Below are 22,810 nucleotides of genomic sequence, written 5' to 3'. Positions count from 1 at the left end.
GTGAGGCGAAATAACTGATATTTATAGGTAACACCGCTTACGGGTGTCTACGTCCTGATGGTTGAATATCTCCTGGCCCCTTAATTTTAGTAGGGGAATTCAGCGGGTATTCTTTAAAACTGAACTACGCTGTTTATCTTTCTTACTTATTACATAAGTGAGAGGCATCAGGCCAGCGGTTATATGCCAAATTTATTTTAATAATATCAATTGGTTGTTTCGATTTTAATTATTTCCACACGTAATTATAAAAGCCGAAAATCTATAAATAAAACGATTAGGCTAAATAAAAGTAATGCCATTTGCGTTAAGGAAAAATTTTCCATGCACACACAGACAATATATGAATTAAGTCAGGAAGCTGAACGCTTGCTGATGCTCTCTCTTGAACATCTCCGGCAATTACAAAAATTGCCCATCACGTCGTTGGATGATGTCGCGCTGCAACATGGAGAGCATAGCAGACAGGTTGTTCAGCCCCTGCATTTCAGCGCGCGTGGTATGGATGCCCAGCAGGCGACGCTTAATAATGAGCTGCGCAAGATTACGCGTCTGGAAATGGTGCTGGCCATCGTTGGCACTATGAAAGCGGGAAAATCGACGACGATTAACGCGATTGTCGGCACAGAAGTTTTACCTAATCGTAATCGTCCGATGACGGCGTTACCGACGCTTATTCGCCATACGCCGGGGCAGAAAGAGCCGGTACTGCATTTTTCGCATGTCGCGCCGATCGAAGCCTTAATGAAGGTTTTACAGCAGCGCATGCGGGCATGCGATCGCCAGCGTCTTACGCAGACGCTGGAAATTGATAAGGATATGAACGTCCTGCTGCAGCATATTGAAAACGGCGTGGCATTTGAACGGTATTACCTTGGCGCACAGCCTATTTTCCATTGTCTTAAAAGCCTGAATGACCTGGTGCGTTTGTCAAAAGCGCTGGAGGCTGATTTTCCTTTTGCCGCTTATGCCGCGATTGAGCATATTCCGGTTATCGAGGTCGAATTTGTCCATTTGGCCGGACAGGCAAGCTATCCGGGGCAATTAACGCTGCTGGATACGCCGGGGCCGAACGAGGCCGGACAACCTCACTTACAAAAAATGCTGAATGAACAGCTGGCGCGGGCTTCTGCGGTCCTGGCGGTAATGGATTACACCCAACTGAAGTCGATTTCTGATGAGGAAGTCCGTCGGGCGATTATGGCGGTCGGGAAAACAGTGCCGCTGTACGCGCTGGTCAACAAATTCGATCAGAAAGACCGCAACAGTGATGATGAAGAGCAGGTGCGGGCTTTGATTTCCGGCACGCTGATGCAAGGCGGAATCACCCCTGAACGGATCTATCCGGTTTCCTCGATGTGGGGCTATCTGGCGAACAGAGCGCGTCATGAGCTAACCACCCGCGGGCGGTTGCCGGATCATCAGGTGCAACGCTGGGTACAGGATTTTGCCGAAGCGGCGCTGGGCAGGCGCTGGCGTACCACCGATCTTGAGGATACGGAGCACATCCGTCATGCCGCCGATTTACTGTGGGAAGATTCGTTGTTTGAGCAGCCGATCCAGAACGTGATTCATGCCGCTCACGCCAATGCTTCGCTGTATGCGTTACGTTCCGCGTCGCATAAGTTATTGAACTATGCGCAAAGCGCGCACGAATATCTGGAGTTTCGCGCCCACGGATTAACGGTGGCCTATGAAAAACTGCGGCTGAACATTACGCATATTGAAGAGGATATGCAGCAGTTACAGGTAAGTCAGGGGCGAGTGAGCGATGAAGTTAACCATGAAGTAGAACTGGCGCTCGCATCTGCCGCGACCTATCTCAATGAGCAACAGACTGAGATTCTGTGCGGCATCAATACGTTTTTTGTCAAAGAAAACGTCCTGATGATGTCACCGCACGGCCAGGGATCAGGCGCTATAACGGCTGAAATGGCGGGTGAAATGCTGGTGCTGCATGACGAAGGGCAGGCGAAAATCGTCTTAGATAAAATGCGCTCGTCCTGTGAAGGGGTATTGCTGGCAGCCCAGGAGAGTATTAGCCGGGATTTAGCGCTACGTTTTGAGCAGCTTGAGTCGACCCTGTCCCGGGCACTCAATGACGCTATGCGGCCTATTGAATTGCGGGTGAAAGAGGAGCTGAATCACGCCGGATTTCGTGCGCGGATTCGTTTTCCGGCCTTTCATGCGGCGATGTTTAATTTTAATACCCGCCAGCTATTTAATGAGGCTATTGAACAGGATATTCCGGCGGAAAATACGTCGTCTACTGGCGGTGTGGTGCGTGACACTTTCTCCCGTTGGCTGAATCAACCCAACTGGGGATGGAATGATTACGTCGAAACAAAAACGCGTTATCTCATTGATATGGGCGCGCTGCACAAGAGCCTTGTGCATTACGTTACCCAGTTTTGCCAACAAATTCGTAAAGCTTTGGTTGCTCAGGTCGATATTTCCGTTACGGCAGGCATGGCCACGTTTTTTGCTGATTTTTCGCTGTGTCTGGCGCAATTACAGGCGAGCCTGCGTGAGAGCCTGACCCTGCGCCAGCAAAATGAGTCTGCGGTGAATGCGTTGAATGAACAATTACAGCATCGCATTACGACGGCGGCATGGCTTTATGAAGATTCCCGCTTGCTGCGCGACGATATCAACACCCTTTTTGCAACTGAGCACACATGACTAACGTGTTACTGGAAGGCCCCGGGCGGACGCTGGAGTGTGTCTACCCGAAGTTTATGGTCGATCTGGTTCAAGGAGATGAAACCAAACGTTCCGGCGGTTTTCTGCAACAGCAGCAGCGGCTGCGTGCGCGCCTGACGCAGGAGGTGCTATCCCAGACGCAACTTCGGGCGTGGGTGATGGCGGGAGTGTCCAGCGAGCATCTGGTGATGCGTCTGAAGCTGGTGGAGAAGTTGGCGGGCATGATCGACCCGGGCCATCTGGCGCTGGTGCGCATCGCCGAACGGCTAATGTTTTTGCAACAGACCGAACATCCGCGGGGGCTGTCCACCCCCGGTCTCATACAGCAGATAAATTCGCTTACGGACTGGTTCACTCAACGCGGTGCGTATAAGGAGAAGGCATTGACGCAACGCGGCCTGACGGTTCAGGCGGGCGAACACAGCGAGCAAATTTTTACCCGGTGGCGGGCTGGGGCGTATGACGGCTGGTCGTTACCCGGACGCTGTTTTGTCGCGCTGGAAGAACTGCGCTGGGGAGCTTTTGGTGACGCCTGCCGATTAGCGAATGCCGATGTGGTCTCAATGCTTAAAGACAATCTGCGCATCATGGCAGCTCAGACGCTGGCAGACAGCGTGAATGCGGCGGCCGCTACGCGTCATTATTATCATCATTGGCTCAGCGCGCCGACGGTTGGCGGCTCGGGCGAGCACAACGATATGTTGAGTTGGTTAGGCGACTGGTGTGATGCGCAGCGCCATCCGGTGAGCTGGTCGGTGACGCAGCGATGGCAGAATGTGGCGTTGGGAATGCCGCGATTGTGTTCGGCGAAACGGCTGGCTGATGCGATGGTTGAGGAGATTTTTGCACCGTCCCCACTCATCAATTGAGCAGGGACGGTCAGTGGGGCTAAGGCAGAGTTAGTGGTGCAGAGAGTCTGCCGGGGTAGCCGCCGTCTCGTTGGCGACCAGGTTTTTATTAAAGCGTTTGGCATACAGCGCGGTGATAATTGGCACCAAAATGGCGGTGACAATCACGCTGGCGGCGACCAGCGCTGTGGCGGAGGCGGCAACCGGTTCAAACGCCGGGTTAATCTGGGCGATAATCACCGGGTTTGCCACCGCAGCGCCTGCCGCAGAAGAGGCAGCCACACCTGCCGTACCGTTCCCGCCACCGATAACGCGGTCAGCAATAATCAGCGGGATACCGGTGATAACGATAACCGCGACGCCCAGCAGAATACCCAACAGACCGGTATCAACGATGACGCTCAGGTTAATGGTGTTGCCCAGCGCAAAGCCGAAGAACGGGATCAGCACCGGCGTGGCTTTGCTGAAGAAAGAACGCAGATCGTGATCCAGATTACCCAGCGTAAAGCCAATCAGGAACGGTAATACCGCGCCGATAAAATGGTGTGGCTCGAAGGAGGCCAGGCCCGCTGAACCAAGGATCACCATCGTCATCAACGGACCGGATTCCAGAGACATCAACACAAATGCGCCGGACTCTTCTTTCGTTCCGTACTGGTTCATCAGGCTGGCGTACAGACCACCGTTGGTCATATCCATCGCGGAAACAATTGCCAGTACCGAAAGTCCCGCAAAGAACCCGGTTTGAATACCGGTATCAGGAATAAATGACGCGGCTATCATTGCCACAACCCACGCCACGGCTATTTTGGTGATAACCAGCGTACCGGACTTACGTAATACTGTACCGGTTGCCCGTAAATCAATAGATGCGCCAATACAAAAAAACCACACTGCCAGAATAGGCACCGTTCCGCTGATCATACCTTTGGTAAACGAACCGAAATACGCGCCGGTATCGGGAGCCAAGGTATTTAACACTGCGCCTAATAACAGGGGAATCAACATCATTCCGCCGGGGATGCGTTCAATCGTGGCTTTAATTTTCATAAACGTCCTCATATCTTGTCGCAGGCACTATATGCGCAAGGAGTTAAAAATTAATAAATTCAAATGGTTACTACAATTTCTTAACAAAGGTAATCGCTATCTCTTTGTTTTATAGAATCTAACGCGGCATACGTTGAGCGTGTCGCTGCTCCCAGGGATATTGCGTCTGGAATTAGTTTGCATTCACGGGAACGTTGATTCAATCAAAATAAAACGATGTTTTAGTTATCTTCATCACATATTCCGCGCAAAAGTTCTCAATCGCTGTGATTATTAAAAAAGCTGTGATCTTTTTGTGAAGGGATTAGGTGATTTTTTTGCTAGCAGAATAATAGTGACCGCTGTGATTGTTGGCGCAATAAAGCGATTTATTCTTGTATTTAATTGTCAGTAAATCGCAAGCATGACATGTAAAAAAGCTGACTCAGAATGACCTTATTTACGCAGGTTGACGAAATGAAATACCATGTGTGAAGTTGATCACAAATTTAAACACTGTTAGGGTAAAGAGGTCATTAACCGCCCAATCAGGCGTCAACAGGTTCGGTTGTACTGCTCGTTTCCAGCCAGTGTAAGTAAACCTGCTACGCTTGTTACAGGGATTGCGTCTGTGCATTCCCCGCTCGGCGATGACCTTAGCGCATGTTGCGTTAGGAGCGTCGAACTGTGCGCGACAGGGCTAAGTCTAAGAGGACTGGTATGCTAAAAAGGAAAAAAATAAAACCCATTACGCTGCGCGACGTCACCATCATTGATGACGGAAAATTGCGAAAAGCCATTACCGCGGCGTCGTTAGGTAATGCGATGGAGTGGTTTGATTTTGGTGTTTATGGGTTTGTTGCTTACGCATTAGGTAAAGTGTTCTTCCCGGGGGCTGACCCCAGCGTGCAGATGGTTGCCGCGCTCGCCACCTTCTCTGTTCCCTTTCTGATTCGACCGCTTGGCGGATTGTTCTTCGGTATGCTCGGCGATAAATACGGTCGTCAGAAGATCCTCGCTATCACCATTGTGATTATGTCGATCAGTACCTTCTGTATCGGTCTTATTCCCTCGTATGCCTCGATTGGTATCTGGGCGCCGATTCTGCTGTTGCTGTGTAAGATGGCACAGGGATTCTCGGTCGGCGGAGAGTACACCGGGGCGTCGATTTTTGTCGCGGAATATTCGCCTGACCGTAAGCGTGGATTTATGGGTAGCTGGCTGGACTTCGGCTCGATCGCCGGGTTTGTGCTGGGCGCGGGCGTGGTGGTTCTGATTTCAACCATTGTCGGCGAGGAAAATTTCCTTGAATGGGGCTGGCGTATTCCGTTCTTCCTGGCACTGCCGTTAGGGCTGATTGGTCTGTATCTGCGTCATGCGCTGGAAGAGACGCCGGCGTTCCAGCAGCACGTTGATAAACTGGAACAGGGCGACCGCGAGGGCCTGCAGGAAGGTCCGAAGGTTTCGTTTAAAGAGATTGCGACCAAACACTGGCGTAGCCTGCTGGCGTGTATCGGTCTGGTGATTGCCACCAACGTTACCTATTACATGCTGCTCACCTATATGCCGAGCTATCTGTCGCATAACCTGCATTACTCTGAAGACCACGGCGTGTTGATTATTATCGCCATCATGATTGGTATGCTGTTTGTGCAGCCGGTGATGGGTCTGCTCAGTGACCGCTTCGGTCGTCGCCCGTTTGTGATTATGGGCAGTATTGCGCTGTTTGTGCTGGCCATTCCGGCATTTATCCTGATTAACAGTAATGTCATCGGCCTGATTTTTGCCGGGCTGCTGATGCTGGCGGTTATCCTCAACTGCTTTACCGGGGTGATGGCGTCAACGTTACCGGCGATGTTCCCGACGCATATTCGTTATAGCGCGTTGGCGGCGGCATTTAATATCTCGGTCCTGGTTGCGGGTCTGACGCCGACCCTGGCTGCCTGGCTGGTGGAAAGTTCGCAGAATCTGATGATGCCTGCTTACTACCTGATGGTGATTGCGGTGGTTGGTTTAATTACCGGTATCACCATGAAAGAGACCGCAAATAAGCCACTGAAAGGGGCGACGCCTGCCGCTTCGGATATTCAGGAAGCGAAAGAGATCCTTGGTGAGCACTACGATAACATCGAGCATAAAATCGAAGATATCGATCAGGAAATTGCGGAATTGCAGCTTAAGCGTTCGCGTCTGGTGCAGCAGCATCCGCGTATTGATGAGTAATCAGCTTTCAGGCCTGCGGGTAGCGTTGTACTCAGTAGGCCGGATAAGGCGCCAACTGCCATCCGGCGCATTATGTTGATCTATCACAGCGACTTAAGGTTGGCTTAATATCCTTCAGGCAAACTCTCCTCCATAGTTTCGGAGGAGAGTGTCATGAAAACCCGCATTTATGAAAGTTTAACTGCCCTGTGTAGCGTGCTGATCGTCAGCAGCTTTTTGTACGTATGGGTGAGTTCTTACTGAGCTTTCGCTAATTCCACCCAGGCGCGAGTGCCGCTCGTTCCCTGACGATTCTGCAAATAGAAATGCCCGTGATGTAGCTGGGTGATCCGACTGACAATGCTCAGCCCCAGCCCAATGCCGCCAAAACGGCTGTCCATCCGTACAAACGCTTTGCTTAACTCCCCGCATTTACTTTCATCAATGCCTGGACCTTCATCTTCGACGGCCATGACGGCATCATGTTCGGTATTCAGGCCGATCGTAATAGTAGTGCCTTCCGGGCTGTAACGGTGGGCGTTCTCTACCAGATTGCGCAGCAGCATGCGTAACAGCGTTGCGTCGCCACGTACGACAACGTCCGCCGCGCTTTGCGGGAGGAGCAGCGTCTGCTGGCGCTGGTCCAGCATGGTGCTGAGTTCGTCATAGGAGGGCAGAATCACGTCCTCCAGCAGTTTGACATGTTGGTAGCTTCCGGCCGAAAACGACTGCCCGACGCGGGCGAGTTGCAGCAGTTGCGACACGCTGTCCATCATTTGGTCAAGGCGGGCAATTAACGGCGAAACGTCGACTTTATGGGTTTTGGATAATAATTCCAGATGCAGGCGAACGCCTGACAGCGGCGTGCGTAGTTCGTGGGCGACATCGGCGGTAAATAAGCGTTCGTTTTCGATAGTGGTGGTCAGCCGCGTCACCAGCTCGTTGAGCGCTGAGACGACCGCCTGTATCTCAACGGTTGAACTGTGAATTTCAATGGGGGCCAGGTTATCGGCTGCCCGCGCTTCTAACTCTTTTTGCAGATCCGCCAGCGGGCGAGTAATACGTCGCACTGCCTGGTAGCAAATCAGCAGCGTCAGGCTGACCATAAAGATGCCGGGGACGATCAGGCTGGCGATGGCCTCGCGGATCTCATGCATGATGTGGCGATCGTTGTTACGGTTATCGCGCAGCGCCTGCTCGAATAACTGTATTTGCTCAGTACTTTCGTGCCACAACCAGAAGGTGCTAATGAGTTGAAAGACCAACAGAATTAGACCTATCGTCAGTATTAACCGTTGGCGAAGAGGGAGCGGTCGTTTTAGATATTGCAGCAGCTTCACTTAGCTTTCCTCAGTGGCGACCAGCATATAGCCAAATCCCCTGACCGTGCGGATACGTGATTTCCCCACTTTATCGCGCAGATTATGGATGTGGACTTCCAGCGTATTGGTCGACGGTTCGTTATCCCAACTGTAGATGTCGTTATACAGAATTTCCCGGTGAACCGGACTGCCAGCCTTGAGCATCAGGCGCGACAGGAGCGCGTATTCTTTCGGCGTTAAGATAATCTCTTGCCCGTCCATCCACACCTGGCGACGACCGATATTCAGCGTCAGGTTACTGACAATTAACTCACTTTCACCCTGATTATTATGACGACGCAGCAGCGCCCGGATGCGGGCGTGCAGTTCCTCCAGCGCGAACGGTTTGACCAGATAGTCATCTGCACCCACGTCCAGCCCGCTGACCCGGTCTTTCACCGTATCGCGGGCGGTGAGGATAAGCACAGGTACGGTGTATTTTTTCTGCCTGATCCGGTTCAGGAAGTGCAGACCGTCTTCATCCGGTAAGCCGAGATCCAGAACCACCAGACTGTAATGTCCGGTCTCCAGGCATTGTTCCGCTGCCCGGGCGGTTGATACGCCGTCGCAGGCATAGCCTTCTGTTTGCGCGGCGAGTATCAGTCCCTGTAATAACAACGTATCGTCTTCAACAATCAGAATTTTCATTCGCTTAGCCTCCCCGGCAGGGTTGCAGAATATCATCTGCCGCCTGATATTTCTGTGTTTGCACGCCCGTTAATCCCAGCAGAGTCGAGAACAGATTATCCTGTGAGAAATCTTCTGAGCTTGCCCGTTTTTGCAAACATGTCTGAGAGACCTGATAGCGTTGCTGATAATCTTCTGAGAGCCACAGCAGCATCGGCACATGTTTTTGCGTATCTGGCGCAATCGAATACGGCAGACCGTGCAAATAGACGCCATTTTCCCCTAAGGATTCACCGTGATCGGAAAGATAGACCAGGCTGGTGGTGAAATTATCCTGATGCTCTTTCAGTATATTGATTGCTTTATCAACAATATAGTCAACATAAAGAATCGTGTTGTCGTATGTATTGACCAACTGTTGCTGGGAACAGGTCTGGATCTCGTTGGTGTCGCAGGTTGGCGTAAATTTCTTGAACTGCGCAGGATAGCGGTTGTAATAGGTCGGACCGTGGCTGCCGATGGTGTGCAGCACAATCACGCCGTCGCCTTGCAGATTATTAATGTACTCTTCCAGCCTGTGGAACAGGACGTCATCATAGCATTCACCATCAATACACTGTCCCGGCAGGTTCAGCTTAGTCATATTCTGGTGCGGCACCCGATCGCAGGCACCTTTACATCCACCGTCGTTATCATTCCACAGCACGTTAATTCCCGCCCGCTGGATGATGTCGAGTACGCCTTCCTGATGCTGCGCCAGTTCTTCATCATAGTGCGCGCGCGGCATATCGGAGAACATGCAGGGTACAGATACCGCCGTGGCCGTACCGCAGGACGTCGTGCGCGGGAAATAGACCACATTATCTTTTTCCAGTAGCGGGTTGGTCTGGCGCGCATACCCGGACAGGGAGAAGTTGTCGCCGCGGGAGGTCTCGCCGAGAACCACAATCGTCAGGTTTTTACGCTTTTCTTTTACCATCAATGGATTGCGATGCGCATCTTCGCCAATGCGTACCAACGGCAGGTGGGCCAGCCTCTGGTGCGAATACCATGATGACGTCGCCACAATGCTGTTGGATGGGCTGAGGGATTTCACCAGTTCTTTGTTGTTGCGAAACAGTGAGGCGTAATCTTTATAGAAGAACGCGGCGACCAACACGATCAGCAACGCGGAGATCAGAATGTTCGCGCCACGGAACAACACGCTGCGCAGCACTGGAGTAATAGGCTTGATTCTTATCCAGCAGGCAATGAGTGCGGCCAGAATACCGCTCACCCCGAGCGTAATTACCATTCGCGGCGTCATCAGGGCAAAGGTTTCGGCGGGCGTGGTGTCCATCATATTGGCGATCATCGAGCGGTCGATGATGATGCCGTAGGTCATGATGAAATATTGAGCCGATGCGCCAACCAGAATGAAAACACACGCCACCAGGCGGTTAAGCCACAGGAATGAGGCCAGCGTCAGCACGATGTTCATAACGCTGAAAGCGACGACCGGCATCGATAAAAACACCAACACGTTGCGCACAGAATCCAGGGGCAGGTCTTGCAGCACTTGTTTATAGAACGCAATGTTCAGAAAAGTCGCAAGATAAAATGAGAGCAGCAGAAGCCAGCTGATTAACCCGAGAGTGGGCCTTTTAAACAGGTGCTTTAACATTAAGGGGGATTCCATCGACTAAGTGGTGCAGATCCTCTCAAAGTAAAATTAAGCCAACCTTAAGTTCTTAAGATTGGCTTTTTGCAGGATGGCGGCTATTCACCAGTGCCGCTTGCGTTAACTATTTTTTACCGGGGCATCTAATGGATAGGGGTTTTTATGGATCCGGTTGTAGTTAAGTGCGTACAGCGCGGTAATAATCATCAGCGTGACGAACGACCACATCACCTCTTTGGCGCCAGAACCGATCACTGCCCAGATGCAGTAGACAAAGGCGATAAAGGTCACCGCCAGATACAGCGGGCGCGCTTTGCCGAAGTGACCATGACCGAGCAGCAGCAGCGCAGCGCAGGTGTACAGATATGGCACCAGCGTGAAGATGACCGAAACCGAAGAGACCAGACCAAACTCTTTTGCGGCGTTCGGCGACATGCTGCTGAACTGGAAAATGGTCATCAGGATACCGACGATAATTAACCCGGCCACCGGGGTACCGGCTTTGTTAACGCGGGCAAAAATCGGCGGGAACAAACCGTCATCGGCCGCCGCTTTGGCGGTTTGTCCGGCCAGCAGCGTCCATCCGCCCAGTGAACCAAGACATCCGGCAGCGGCGCAGAAGGAGACGATCGCGCCAGCGGTGTCGCCCAGCGCCATTCTTGCGGCATCACCGAACGGCGAGGCCGAAACACGCAGCGCAGCGTTAGGGATCATCCCCATAATCGCCGTTGTGGAGAGCACGTAACAAACGGCGGCAATCAGCACCCCGCCAATGGTGGCGATAGGCACGTTACGTTTGGGGTTTTTAACCACGCCTGCCGCGACGGAGGCACTTTCCACCCCGATAAATGACCATAAGGTCACGTTCAGGGTGCTTTGAATTGCGCCGAAGGTATTCATACCGCTGACGTTCCAGGCCGCCATATAGGTTTCACCGCGGAACCAGAACCAGCCGAAGACGGCAATCCCAACAATCGGCACCAGCGCCAGCACCGTTGCGACGGCCTGTACACGGGTGATCATTTTCGGGCCGACAATGTTCAGCAATACGAAGATCCACAGCACCACGACACAGGTCAGCGTCAGGACCAGCGGATCTTTTAAGATGGGGAAAAAGTAGCTCAGGTAACCGACGCCAATGACCACCATGGCGATGTTACCAATCCAGCAGGCCAGCCAGTACAGGACGTTAGTCTGGTAGCCTAAAAAAGGACCGAAACAGCGGCGGGCATAAGCATAAGAACCACCGGGACTGGAGTCTAAGGACGACATTTTTGCGTACACCATCGACAGTGCCAGAGCACCGATAATCGTGACCAACCATCCGTAGATTGCAATCCCGCCAGTTGACGCAAGGTTTGCGGGTAGCAGGAATACACCGGAACCCATAATATTCCCCGACACCATAAGGGTGACGGGGATTAAGCCCACTTTGTGAGCATCAGCATCCGTCGACATATTTTTTAACTCCTGATAAGGATAAATGACGGACTTATCATACCTCTTCAAAAGACTATTTTATGATGACGGAGCTGGGGTATCGCTAATGCTGATATTATTATGGCTTATCGCTAACTGATTAAAACTCAGGCAGCGGATGGCTCCCGATGTTGACTAACATAATGCAGTGGCGTCATCCCATAGAACTCTTTGAATACGGAAATAAAGTATGAGGTACTGTTATATCCGCACAGTTGAGAGACCTGGGAAATGTTTTTCTCATCCATCAGGAGTTGATTGACGGCATAACGCATGCGACATGTAGTAATTATTTGGCTGTAACTTGTATTTTCGCTTTTGAGTTTCTTCTTTAACAAGCTGGGACTCAGGCATAAGCAACTGGCAACCATGCTTAAATTCCAGTCTTTGTGTATGTCGCTTTCAATAATGTGATAAACGCTGTCGCTGATACGACTACGCAGCATATGCATGAGTAAAGAGATAAATTTTTTGCTGTCAAGGAAGCGTGACAACACCGTGAACAGTAGTGAGCGTGTGCGCTCTCTTTCACCTTCGTCTACTGTTTCCATTACGCTATGTTGGGCAGCCACCCTGAAGACATCCGGCGTCAGACAGGTAGCGGTGATCACTGGGTTAGCACTCCGCTGCCAGAATGGGATCTGTGAAAGGTCCTTATTTAAAAAACGCAGATAGTCTTTAATGATATCGCGGCTGATATGTACGACCAGTGCGTTATTAAGTGATGAGAAATCGATAATATTATTATCACATGCCACCAATGCCATATGATTAGCTTTTAAACTGATGGCTTCTTTACCGTTAATCCTTAACCAAACATCCTTCTCCGTTAATACGACAACACACGCTTCTTTGCTGCAAAGTCTCATACCCAAACTCCAGGAATATGACATAAACTACCGTAACTTACCATTGGGCAAGAAATAACCGGCAAATGAAATTGTGTGATGAATCAAGACAGGCGATAAAATAGCGATATTTAGATTAATTACAATATCTTTGGGGATTATTGCCGTGTACATAAAATTTTACGCAAGTGGCAACGTGCAATTTTCGTATAAAAAAAGCGCGGGGTGGTCCCGCGCAAAAAGGTATGACAATGTTATTGTTTTGCAGCAATACTCAGGAATTACTCAAGCATGACATGTCATCCTTCAAATCGGACTATCTCAAAAAGACATTATGCTTTCACGCACATGACGTGATACACACCGTCAATAATTTCCGTTCCTTCGGTTTCATGTTCAAATCCAGGGAAATGGTGGTCCCAGGACTGCAACGAACGTAGATAACTAATCTGCGGGCTATTAGCGTCGCCAAAGTTTTCACCGGACAACAGCATCGGAATTCCTGGTGGGTAAGGAATCACAGAGTTTGCTGCTATACGGCCCTGCAGATTTTCAATGGCCACCATCTCAACGTTATCGCTGACTATCGCGTTATAGGCTTCACGCGGTGTAATTTCAGCAACAGGCAGGCCGGAGTAGGCTGCATTGAGACGGCTGCCAGGGTTGTTCTCTTTCAGCCAGGCAAACATGGTGTCGCCAAGATCGTGAATGCCCATGTTTGCGTAAGTGTCTGGATATTCCTCAACCAGTTCAGGCATTACCTGTGCCAGCGGAGTATTCGCATCGTAGTGATGTTTGAAAGAGCACAACGTGTTGATCAGTGTGCCCCATTTCCCACGGGTAATCCCCATTGAGAACAGGAACATAATCTGGAAGTCGGTGGTACGCGTCGGCACGATACCGTGACGGCCAAGCCAGGCGGTGACCAGTGCAGCTGGAACACCGGTCTCTTCCAGTTCGCCATCGTCGCCCATACCCGGCGCCAGAATACTGACTTTAATCGGGTCCAGCATGCTCCAGTTATCCGGCAGGTCTTTAAACCCGTGCCAGGATTCGCCCGGACGCATTACCCAGCAATTCTGGTCAGTGGTCAGGAGTTGGGTTGGCGCATCGGCAAAGTCATAGGTTTTGCCGGTCTGCGGATCGGTTACCACCTCTTTGTTCCATGGTTTGAAGAACCAGTCGCCTTCGGCGGTGAATTCTTTGTACAACCGCGCCATGGCCTGGCGGAAATCGACCGCTTCGTCGATCACTTCCTGGGTGAGCGACAGGCCGCTGTTACCGTCCATCATGGAAACCGCCACATCGTTTGATGCGCAGATGGCATACAGCGGAGAGGTGGTGGCGTGCATCATGTACGCTTGGTTAAAGCGGGAGAAGTTCACGGCCCCACGACCTTCACGGACGTGAATATAAGATGCTTGGGAGAGCGCATTCAGCAGTTTGTGAGTCGAGTGGGTGGCAAAAACGGTAGGACCGTTATGATCGCCCGGCGCGCCACGCATGGCGTAGTGGTCGGCATATATTGGGTTAAAGCGGGCATAGCCGTACCAGGCTTCATCGAAGTGGATACGATCGCTGGTTTGCGCGAGCAGGTCCTGCGCCTCTTTTGCGTTGTAGCAAACGCCGTCATAGGTACAGTTAGTCACGACGCTGTATGACGGTTTTTGTCCGGCTTTGCCTTTTGTCAGTGGGCTTTCACTGATTTTTTTCTGCAATGTTTCAGGCTGCATTTCCTGCGGGTAGATAGGCCCGATAATGCCGTAGCGGTTGCGGCTAGGCACCATGTATACCGGTTTTGCCCCGGTAAGGATCAGCCCCTGTTCAATCGATTTATGGCAGTTGCGATCCAGCACCACGACGTCGTTGTCGGTCATACAGGCTTGCATGATGGTGCGGTTAGAGCCGGAAGTCCCGACCACCACGGACCAGGAGCGGTCAGCGCCAAACACCCGGGCGGCATATTTTTCGCTCTCGCCAAATGCGCCAGTATGATCCAGCAGTGAACCCAGGGAGGTGCGTTCGATACCCATGTCGGTACGGAATAAGTTTTCGCCGTAGTAGTCATGATAGAAACGACCGGCTGGGGTTTTGGTAAAACCGACGCCGCCCTGGTGGCCAGGCGCCGCCCAGGAATATTCATGGATGTCGCCGTATTTCATCAGCGCGCTGAACAGCGGCGGCAGAAGCTGCTGGCGGTAACGAGTCATCGCCGCCACGGCGCGCCCGGCGATAAAGTCTGCGGTATCTTCCAGAATCCAGGCGAATTCATCGACAAGCTCCAGCAGGTCGCGATCCAACGATGCGGTGGCTTTTTCGCGATCGCCCAACAGGAAAACAGGAACGTTTTGCTGGCGCTCGTGGAGCTTGCCGATCAATTGCCTGACATTCAGGTGCTCATCTTGTTGTTCCATTTGATAGCTGAACATCAGGCAATCAATGGCTTCATTTGCGGCGAGGATGGCGTAACCATCGTCGAATGAGGTGGACTTAATGACGGTAACATTCTGGCGGCTTAATGCGTCAGCCAGACGTTCGACAGCGCTACCGACCCAGGTGTCCTGATGCAGAAACTCACTTTCAACAATTAATACTTTCATCATCTTTTACCCGGTTGTGGAAAGGTTGCAATTTATGGATTGCAGACACACCGTATGAATGTGACGCAGGCAAGTATTATCCTGAGAAAATGGGCTGTAAAGCGGGTGAAAAATAGTCTATTTTGTATTTTATATGTTTTTAAACAATGAGTTATGCTGTGTTGAAGACGGATTTTAACCGCCGTTTATCGACAGGGGGACTATTTTTTTGGCTGATACTGATATTGCTGAATGGCAAGCATGCAGGCCGGATGTGCATCAGCAACATCCGGTAATGATTTCATTCAGTTGGCGGTGATTAACCCATAATGGCGCAGTTGCTTGCAATGCATTCTCGCCAGTAAAATCACGGTGGTTAAGGCCCCAAGCAGGGCGCAAAACATATCGGATTGGGTATCCCACGGGTCGCCCTGCGTGCCGAGAAAATCATCAGCTCCTTGACCCATTGCCAGCGCCGCCCACCATTCGATCAGCTCATAGATCGCGCTAATCGCCAACGCCACGCAGCAGACTAAAAATGCCAGCATTTTTCGGCCACGGACAATATTACCGCGCACTAAAATCTCTCGTGCCGTCAGCGCTGGCACCAGCCCCTGAAAGAAGTGACCCAGCTTGTCATAGGGATTGCGACTAAGATCCAGCCATTCCTGAACCTGAAAACCGACGGGGACTTTGGCATAGGTATACATACCGCCGACCATCAGAATGATGGCGTGAAAGAAAATTAGCGTGTAGAGCAGCGGCGTCAACGGGTAGCGCTTTACGGTAGTCAGCAACAACGGTACGACGATAATGACCGGCGTGACTTCCATCAGCCAGGTGATTTTCTCAGTGGCACAGATGCCGGTGTAGATAAGGATCAGCGCCAGAATCAGCGCGCCAGACTGCAAAATCATGGGGTTCAGTGTGCGGAGCATTATGAATTCACACGTAATGGAAAAGATTACTATTCCCTGTGAACAGCAAAAATTCAACGCCAGTAAATGGGGGGATTAAGGTGGCCCGGGGGGATCGCTGGACTGACGCCAAAAGTTTAGTGTCAGTCCAGTGCCGGGCCGAATAGGTTACTTCGCGCAGTTAGCGCATTGTTTGCTGACGATTTGCTGGAAGAAATCGTTGCCTTTATCATCGACCAGGATGAACGCCGGGAAATCTTCTACTTCGATTTTCCAGATAGCTTCCATACCCAGCTCCGGGTATTCCACGCATTCCAGATGCTTAATGCTCTGCTGCGCCAGTACCGCTGCCGGTCCGCCGATGCTGCCTAAGTAGAAACCGCCGTGTTTGTGGCAAGCGTCTGTCACCTGCTGGCTACGGTTGCCTTTTGCCAGCATGATCATGCTGCCGCCGTGTGACTGCAACAGGTCAACATAGGAGTCCATACGACCTGCGGTAGTCGGGCCTAAAGAGCCGGACGGATAACCCGCTGGCGTTTTTGCCGGGCCCGCGTAGTAGATCGGATGATCTTTCACGTACTGCGGCAGACCTTCGCCGGACTCAATACGCTCTTTTAGCTTCGCGTGGGCGATGTCACGACCTACAATAATCGTGCCGCTCAGTGACAGGCGGGTAGAAACCGGGTACTGCGAAAGCTGGGCGAGGATCTCTTTCATCGGACGGTTAAGGTCTACCTTAACCACTTCGCCTTCGCCAGCCTGGCGCAGAGATTCGGGAATGTACTGACCTGGATTATGTTCCAGTTTTTCAATCCAGATCCCTTCGCGGTTAATCTTGGCTTTAATGTTACGGTCCGCGGAGCAGGAAACGCCCATACCTACCGGGCAGGACGCGCCGTGGCGAGGTAGACGGATCACGCGGATGTCATGTGCGAAGTATTTCCCGCCAAACTGAGCGCCGAGGCCGAGTTTCTGTGCCTCGATCAGCAGTTCCTGTTCCAGTTGCAGATCGCGGAACGCCTGGCCGTGAGCATTGCCTTCAGTCGGCAGCGCATCATAGTAGTGCGTGCTGGCCAGCTTCACCGTTTTAAGGGTGCTTTCCGCTGACGTGCCGCCAATGACGAATGCAATATGGTACGGCGGGCAAGCTGCGGTACCCAGCGTACGCATTTTTTCCACCAGGAAGTTTTTCAGTTTTCCGGGAGTCAGCAGCGCTTTGGTTTCCTGATACAGATAGGTTTTGTTGGCTGAGCCACCGCCTTTGGCCACGCACAGGAATTTGTATTCGTCACCGTCCACGCTGTACAGATCGATTTGCGCAGGCAGGTTGGTGCCGGTATTCACTTCTTTGTACATATCCAGCGCCGCGTTTTGCGAGTAGCGCAGATTATCTTCAATATAGGTATTAAATACGCCTCTGGAGAGCGCGGCTTCATCGCCGCCGCCGGTCCACACGCGCTGGCCTTTTTTACCCATGATAATGGCCGTACCGGTGTCCTGGCAGGTTGGCAATACGCCTTTGGCGGCGATTTCGGAGTTTCTCAGGAACTGCAGCGCCACGTACTTATCGTTTTCGCTGGCTTCGGGATCATGGAGAATTGAGGCGACTTGCTGTTGGTGTTCAGGGCGGAGCATAAAGGAGGCATCGTGGAAGGCTTGCTGAGCCAGTAGCGTAAGTGCTTCAGGGGCTACTTTCAGGATAGTCTCGCCTTCAAACTCGCCGACGCTGACGTGATCGGATGTCAGCAGGTAGTACTCAGTTTTGTCTTCCCCCAGTGGGAAAGCCGCCTGGTAAGTGAATTCAACTTTTGACATTTGCTTCCAGCCTTTTCATTTTTATCAGGAATTTAGAAATTCACTGTGTCTTAAGAGTGGCGTGCCGTACCAACGCGGACGGCACGCGAACTGTGATTACAGGAAACCGTACATTGCGGCGAATATCCAACCAAAGACACAGGATACGCTTACGCCGATCAAGCCAGGCAGAATGAAGCTGTGGTTGATAACGAAGCGGCCGATGTGGGTGGTACCGGAACGGTCAAACTGAATAGCAGCCAGATCGCTCGGGTAGGTCGGCAGAATGTAGTAACCGTAACATGCCGGCGCCGAAGCAACGATGTACGCTGGATCAACACCGATTGCCAGCGCGACCGGAACAATCGCCGCCAGCGCCGCTGCCTGGGAGTTTACAAACTTGGATACCAGCAGCAGAACAATTGCATAGGCCCACGGATACTCTTTCACCATATTACCCAGCACACCTTCGATTTCTGTCATGTGCGCACCGAACATTGTTTCGGCCATCCAGGCAATACCGTACACCGCCACAATCGCGATCATACCGGAACGGAAGACTTCGTTTTTAGATATTGAAGCGGGATTAGTCTTCGTCAGGATAATAATCAGCGCACCGGTCAGCAGCATGAACATCTGGATAACCAGTACCATGGACAGCGGTTTGCCGCTGAAGGTAGGGCGCAGCTCAGAGAATGCGCCGAGCACAGCAACCACGGCGATAGCGGCGAGGAAGATCCACATGGCCAGCCAGTTGCTTTTCGGTAGTTTTTTGTCTAACAGCGTGGCGGTGTCGCCATAAACATAGTTGTGGTTTTCAGGGACGGAAATAAACTTCTGGAATTCTTCATCTTTATCCAGATCTTTACCACGGAACCAGCTGAAAATACCGATAGCCAGTATACCCAGCAGGGTAGACGGGATGGTGATGCTGAGCAGGTCGAGGAATTCGAGATGTTTACCTTCAAACGTCACATTACCCAGCATGGCGACCAGTGACACCACGGCTACGGAAACCGGGCTGGCGATAATACCCATTTGCGCACCGATAGAACTCGCCGCCATTGGACGTTCCGGGCGAATATTATTCTTAATGGCAACGTCATAAATGATTGGCAGGATGGTGTATACCACGTGGCCTGTACCACAGAGAATCGTCAGGGTGCAGGTAACAAACGGCGCGACGATAGAAACGTATTTTGGGTTACGGCGCAGCAGCTTTTCAGCGATTTGCAGCATAACGTCAAGGCCGCCGGAGGCTTGCAGGGTTGCCGATGCGGCCACCACGGCAATAATAACCAGCATAACGTCTACAGGTGGTTTACCCGGCTGGAGATGGAAAACGAAAACCAGAATGACCAGGCCGATACCGCCTAATAAGCCCAGTGCGATACCGCCCTTTCTGGCACCATAAAACAAACATATTAATATTATGAGAAGTTGTATACTAAATAACATTTTATTTACCCTCGCGAAAAACCCAGTCAATTTTTTGAAAAATGGATCTGTGGCACATTCTTTTTTGCCAGAATAAGCATCAAAAAATGGTCAGTATTCGATATGTCCGTATTTGCGATTAATGTTCAAATGTCTTGCTAGAATGTTTTTTTAAAGTTATGGCGATATTTAGTTTTTTTCTGTGGCGTTGAACAGAGGAGAAAATCCTCAGGCGATGGGAAGCAGAACTGGGCATAGAGAGCTGCGGTTGACGCTGTAATTTATCTGTTTTGCGTTTTCCGCTATGACATGAACCACGGACAGAATGAGTGAGTGGGTTATTTGTGTGATCACGGTCACGCCATTTCATTATGTAATGAGATCGGCGTACGGATACTTTTATTTGCTCACAAAAATGTACGGTGTCCATGGTACGTAGCATGGTCTCCATTGCTACCAGTCCAGATTTTGTATGTCTGGTTAATTTCAGACTAATCCTTTATGGGTAAAAATACACACTCTGCGAGTCAGATAATACTTAATTAACTTTTGTTAGCGATTTTGAAATTAAAAACAGTGTGATGTTTATCAATATTGAAATATAGCTTTTGACATGCTGTGTACAAATATATTTGATCTAACGCAAATTGATAATGCTTCTGCTTCAGCCAGTAAAATAGGGATTTTTCATTATTTTAATAATTGTTACTTTCAAATAACAAATAATCCCAAAATGTATTTATTGGCAATATTGTTTAAGCAATGAGTATTGCTCTGCCTGAACGCGGTAACGATAAACAGGTCTACCGGTCACGCCATAGTGGATGCTGGTAAATAAGATGTGACAATTAACCAGCCAGATAAGGTATTTACGGCAAGAGACGCGGGAGATATTGACCTCATTGGCCAGCTCATCCGTAGAGAACTCCTGATCCTGATGCTCATCAATCCACTGGCACAGCGTACGTAATGTTTGTGGCGTTAGCCCTTTGGGTAAGCGGCGTACTTCCTGCTCATTGGAGGAGCTGCCGTGAATAAGTTGGTCAAGCTCAGACTGTTCATAGTACTGATGCTTTTCCATCTCTGTTTTCTTATGTAGCCAGCCGGTTAGCGCCTCTTCAAAACGGGAAGCCTGGAAAGGTTTGATCAGGTAGTCAACGACACCATAGTGCAGAGAGTCTTTGATGGTGGTCGCGTCAGCGGCGGAAGAGATGACAATAACATCACACTTGCAGCCTTTGCTGTGCAGAACGGGCAGCAGATCCAGACCGTTTTCTTTTTGCATGTAAATATCCAGCAAAATCAAATCGATATGATGACCGCTATGAAAGATGATCTCTTTGGCTTTCTCCAGCGTAGAGGCTGTTCCGCAGCAATGAAAACCGGAGAGTTGCGCGACATAACGACGATTTAATTCCGCTACCATTGCATCGTCATCGACAATTAAGACATTGATCATCTGCTGGCCCTCTCACCATTCCACGGTAACTGTACAAAAAATTGGGTGAAGACCCCAGGTTCAGACTCGACGGAAATATTGCCGCCAACACTTTCAACCTGCTGTTTCACAAGTGCTAAACCGACGCCTCGTTCGGTTCCTTTTGACGAGACGCCCTTCTCAAAGATGTGCTCAATGTGTTCAGGGGCGATCCCTGGACCATCGTCATTCACTTCGCAATGCAACCAGCCGTGTCGATAGTGCAAGGATACGCTGATCTCGCCACCGGGTTCTTGACCTAGCGCCTCCAGGGCGTTTTCAATCAAATTCCCCAAAACGGTAATCAGCACCGCTACCTGATCTTCATTGCTGTTTTCCGGCAATTGGCTTTCATTGCTAATGACCAGACTATGACCTAAATCAGATGTGCGATTAATCTTACTGAGTAAAAATCCAGCGATCACCGGAGATTTTATTTTTCCTAACAGTGAGCCAATCTCTTCCTGATAATTGTTCGCGGTCTTCAGGATGTAATTTTCAAGCTGCTTATAACTTTTCAGGTGCAATAATCCCAGAATCACGTGCAATTTGTTCATGAATTCGTGGGATCGTTCACGAAGTGCGTCTGCATAGTTAACCATACCGTCCAGGCGTTGCATCAGTTTCCGAACTTCAGTTTTATCGCGGAACGTTGAAATGGCCCCGATGATTTTTCCGTTGCTGAGTACCGGAACAGTATTAATTAAGAGTAGCCGATCTTTCACCGTGATCTCTTCATCGCGGCGTGGCGTTCCATCGCGTAGTACTTGCGAAAAATCGACCACCTGTGACCACGCGTGGCTGAGCGTTGAGAGCTGGGCATCATCTTGGGATTTGTGGTAATCAAGCAACTCCTGCGCCGCCTGGTTTATCAGCGTGACTTCACCACACTCATCTACGGCAATGACACCTTCCTTTATAGAGTGCAGCATCGCCTGGCGTTGTTCGAACAGATTGGAGATTTCATAAGGCTCCAGGCCAAACAGAATGCGCTTAAGGACTTTGACGAATACCCATGTGCCGAGTAACCCAACCAGAACGCCAAACAAGATGGACCAGAAGATACTGCCGCGACTGTTATTGATCTGCTCAGTCACTCTGCTTAGCTCAAGGCCGATCGCCACCACGCCAATCTGTCGGTGATGCTCATCATAGATAGGGGTAAACACGCGCAGAGCTTTAGCCAGAAACCCGCGATTAATGGCAACATTCTCTTTGCCCTGCAAAGCCAGCAAAATGTCATCGCCTTTAAATGGCTGACCGATTCGCTGCGCTTCGGGATGGGAGTAACGAATGCTTTGCATATCGGTGACGACGATGAACAAAAAATCGTTGCTCTTATTCACCGCCTGGGCAATCGCCTGAATACCGCTTTCCTCGGGTTTTTTCATTAACCCTTGGCGGATCTCCGGCGAGTTTGCCAGCGTCCGCGCGACCGCAAGCGCTTTATCCGCTAATGCATCGCGTGTCATGTTGCTGATTTGCGAAAAGTAAATCAGATGAACAACAAGCAGCACTGAGAAGAGTACTGCACTGACCATGAGGATCACGGTAGTGCCGAGCTTCATTGGGCGTTTGCGTATAGCAGTACGTTGCAGAGAGTGTCTCATCACGGTCCTGGAATCACGGTTTGTGCGGGTATTATCGCCCGACGGCATGCGTAATTCAAAGGTGGTAAGGAATGTGGGCTTAGGCTGCCAATACTTCTTCTATATATAGAGTGTTCTGGGCCGGTTCTCTCCATTTTTCAGTAATGCGTACCGGTAGTTTTTTGACGATTGTGGATAACTCTGTGCGTAAATGGGTATAAGGCGGGGTTTTGCTGTGGAATGCAGCAGTCAGTCATTTT

Annotated in this window: 16 protein-coding genes; 4 read left to right on the top strand and 12 right to left on the bottom strand. The window is 50.7% G+C overall.

Annotation, left to right across the window (positions count from 1 at the left end):
• Positions 1-324: 324 nt before the first annotated feature.
• On the top strand, positions 325-2,682 hold the full coding sequence (gene crfC / locus FDX09_RS14345) for a clamp-binding protein CrfC (protein ID WP_085049658.1): 2,358 nt from the start codon (positions 325-327) through the stop codon (positions 2,680-2,682).
• Complete coding sequence (locus FDX09_RS14340) at positions 2,679-3,572, top strand: diguanylate cyclase regulator RdcB family protein (RefSeq protein WP_137347407.1); 894 nt, start codon at positions 2,679-2,681, stop codon at positions 3,570-3,572. Before crfC ends, FDX09_RS14340 begins: the two co-directional genes overlap by 4 nt.
• Before the next feature lie 30 nt (positions 3,573-3,602).
• Here the strand turns inward: FDX09_RS14340 and kdgT are convergent, their stop codons facing one another.
• Positions 3,603-4,601 (bottom strand): 2-keto-3-deoxygluconate transporter, encoded by a 999-nt coding sequence (kdgT, locus tag FDX09_RS14335; RefSeq protein WP_051594499.1) that lies wholly within the window; start codon positions 4,599-4,601, stop codon positions 3,603-3,605.
• A gap of 699 nt (positions 4,602-5,300) precedes the next feature.
• Between kdgT and proP the strand changes: the two genes are divergently transcribed.
• The gene (gene proP / locus FDX09_RS14330) at positions 5,301-6,803 is read left to right on the top strand and encodes a glycine betaine/L-proline transporter ProP (protein ID WP_137347406.1); all 1,503 of its coding nucleotides are present in this window, start codon (positions 5,301-5,303) and stop codon (positions 6,801-6,803) included.
• Positions 6,804-6,956: 153 nt separating this feature from the next.
• Entirely contained in the window at positions 6,957-7,046 is a 90-nt protein-coding gene (gene pmrR, locus FDX09_RS14325) for an LpxT activity modulator PmrR (RefSeq protein WP_038636421.1), read from the top strand.
• Here the strand turns inward: pmrR and pmrB are convergent.
• The 11 genes from pmrB to FDX09_RS14270 all read right to left on the bottom strand — a co-directional run bounded on the left by pmrB (position 7,040) and on the right by FDX09_RS14270 (position 22,571).
• The gene (gene pmrB, locus FDX09_RS14320; protein WP_038636424.1) at positions 7,040-8,122 is read right to left on the bottom strand and encodes a two-component system sensor histidine kinase PmrB; all 1,083 of its coding nucleotides are present in this window, start codon (positions 8,120-8,122) and stop codon (positions 7,040-7,042) included. The genes pmrR and pmrB overlap by 7 nt on opposite strands.
• A complete protein-coding gene (gene pmrA / locus FDX09_RS14315) occupies positions 8,123-8,791 on the bottom strand; it encodes a two-component system response regulator PmrA (protein WP_038636427.1) in 669 nt (222 codons plus the stop codon).
• Positions 8,792-8,795: 4 nt separating this feature from the next.
• Positions 8,796-10,433, bottom strand: coding sequence for a phosphoethanolamine transferase EptA (gene eptA, locus FDX09_RS14310; RefSeq protein ID WP_137347405.1), 1,638 nt, complete (start codon positions 10,431-10,433; stop codon positions 8,796-8,798).
• A gap of 117 nt (positions 10,434-10,550) precedes the next feature.
• A complete protein-coding gene (gene adiC, locus FDX09_RS14305; protein WP_038636433.1) occupies positions 10,551-11,888 on the bottom strand; it encodes an arginine/agmatine antiporter in 1,338 nt (445 codons plus the stop codon).
• Between the two features lie 128 nt (positions 11,889-12,016).
• Positions 12,017-12,778, bottom strand: coding sequence for an AraC family transcriptional regulator (locus FDX09_RS14300; RefSeq protein ID WP_069325137.1), 762 nt, complete (start codon positions 12,776-12,778; stop codon positions 12,017-12,019).
• Positions 12,779-13,089: 311 nt separating this feature from the next.
• Positions 13,090-15,357, bottom strand: a complete 2,268-nt coding sequence (adiA, locus tag FDX09_RS14295; protein WP_137347434.1) for an arginine decarboxylase — start codon at positions 15,355-15,357, stop codon at positions 13,090-13,092.
• 284 nt (positions 15,358-15,641) lie between these two features.
• A complete protein-coding gene (locus FDX09_RS14290; RefSeq protein WP_137347404.1) occupies positions 15,642-16,274 on the bottom strand; it encodes a DUF2238 domain-containing protein in 633 nt (210 codons plus the stop codon).
• 147 nt (positions 16,275-16,421) lie between these two features.
• Complete coding sequence (fumA, locus tag FDX09_RS14285; protein ID WP_038636444.1) at positions 16,422-18,068, bottom strand: class I fumarate hydratase FumA; 1,647 nt, start codon at positions 18,066-18,068, stop codon at positions 16,422-16,424.
• 96 nt (positions 18,069-18,164) lie between these two features.
• The gene (gene dcuB / locus FDX09_RS14280) at positions 18,165-19,505 is read right to left on the bottom strand and encodes an anaerobic C4-dicarboxylate transporter DcuB (RefSeq protein ID WP_003031873.1); all 1,341 of its coding nucleotides are present in this window, start codon (positions 19,503-19,505) and stop codon (positions 18,165-18,167) included.
• 718 nt (positions 19,506-20,223) lie between these two features.
• Positions 20,224-20,943, bottom strand: a complete 720-nt coding sequence (gene dcuR, locus FDX09_RS14275) for a two-component system response regulator DcuR (RefSeq protein WP_038636447.1) — start codon at positions 20,941-20,943, stop codon at positions 20,224-20,226.
• Complete coding sequence (locus FDX09_RS14270; RefSeq protein ID WP_038636450.1) at positions 20,940-22,571, bottom strand: sensor histidine kinase; 1,632 nt, start codon at positions 22,569-22,571, stop codon at positions 20,940-20,942. Before FDX09_RS14270 ends, dcuR begins: the two co-directional genes overlap by 4 nt.
• Positions 22,572-22,810: the final 239 nt, after the last annotated feature.

Origin of the sequence: Citrobacter sp. wls717, from assembly GCF_005280955.1 — a bacterium.
Taxonomy (GTDB): Bacteria; Pseudomonadota; Gammaproteobacteria; order Enterobacterales; family Enterobacteriaceae; genus Citrobacter; species Citrobacter werkmanii.
This window is presented reverse-complemented; position numbering and strand designations above follow the sequence as displayed.

What these genes read in the sequence shown, in the direction of transcription:
- kdgT (WP_051594499.1), bottom strand. Translation starts at nt 4,601, where the DNA reads ATGAAAATTAAAGCCACGATTGAACGCATCCCCGGCGGAATGATGTTG.
- FDX09_RS14340 (WP_137347407.1), top strand. Translation starts at nt 2,679, where the DNA reads ATGACTAACGTGTTACTGGAAGGCCCCGGGCGGACGCTGGAGTGTGTC.
- fumA (WP_038636444.1), bottom strand. Translation starts at nt 18,068, where the DNA reads ATGTCAAAAGTTGAATTCACTTACCAGGCGGCTTTCCCACTGGGGGAA.
- FDX09_RS14270 (WP_038636450.1), bottom strand. Translation starts at nt 22,571, where the DNA reads ATGAGACACTCTCTGCAACGTACTGCTATACGCAAACGCCCAATGAAG.
- proP (WP_137347406.1), top strand. Translation starts at nt 5,301, where the DNA reads ATGCTAAAAAGGAAAAAAATAAAACCCATTACGCTGCGCGACGTCACC.
- eptA (WP_137347405.1), bottom strand. Translation starts at nt 10,433, where the DNA reads ATGTTAAAGCACCTGTTTAAAAGGCCCACTCTCGGGTTAATCAGCTGG.
- crfC (WP_085049658.1), top strand. Translation starts at nt 325, where the DNA reads ATGCACACACAGACAATATATGAATTAAGTCAGGAAGCTGAACGCTTG.
- pmrR (WP_038636421.1), top strand. Translation starts at nt 6,957, where the DNA reads ATGAAAACCCGCATTTATGAAAGTTTAACTGCCCTGTGTAGCGTGCTG.
- pmrA (WP_038636427.1), bottom strand. Translation starts at nt 8,791, where the DNA reads ATGAAAATTCTGATTGTTGAAGACGATACGTTGTTATTACAGGGACTG.
- FDX09_RS14290 (WP_137347404.1), bottom strand. Translation starts at nt 16,274, where the DNA reads ATGCTCCGCACACTGAACCCCATGATTTTGCAGTCTGGCGCGCTGATT.
- adiA (WP_137347434.1), bottom strand. Translation starts at nt 15,357, where the DNA reads ATGAAAGTATTAATTGTTGAAAGTGAGTTTCTGCATCAGGACACCTGG.
- adiC (WP_038636433.1), bottom strand. Translation starts at nt 11,888, where the DNA reads ATGTCGACGGATGCTGATGCTCACAAAGTGGGCTTAATCCCCGTCACC.
- dcuB (WP_003031873.1), bottom strand. Translation starts at nt 19,505, where the DNA reads ATGTTATTTAGTATACAACTTCTCATAATATTAATATGTTTGTTTTAT.
- FDX09_RS14300 (WP_069325137.1), bottom strand. Translation starts at nt 12,778, where the DNA reads ATGAGACTTTGCAGCAAAGAAGCGTGTGTTGTCGTATTAACGGAGAAG.
- dcuR (WP_038636447.1), bottom strand. Translation starts at nt 20,943, where the DNA reads ATGATCAATGTCTTAATTGTCGATGACGATGCAATGGTAGCGGAATTA.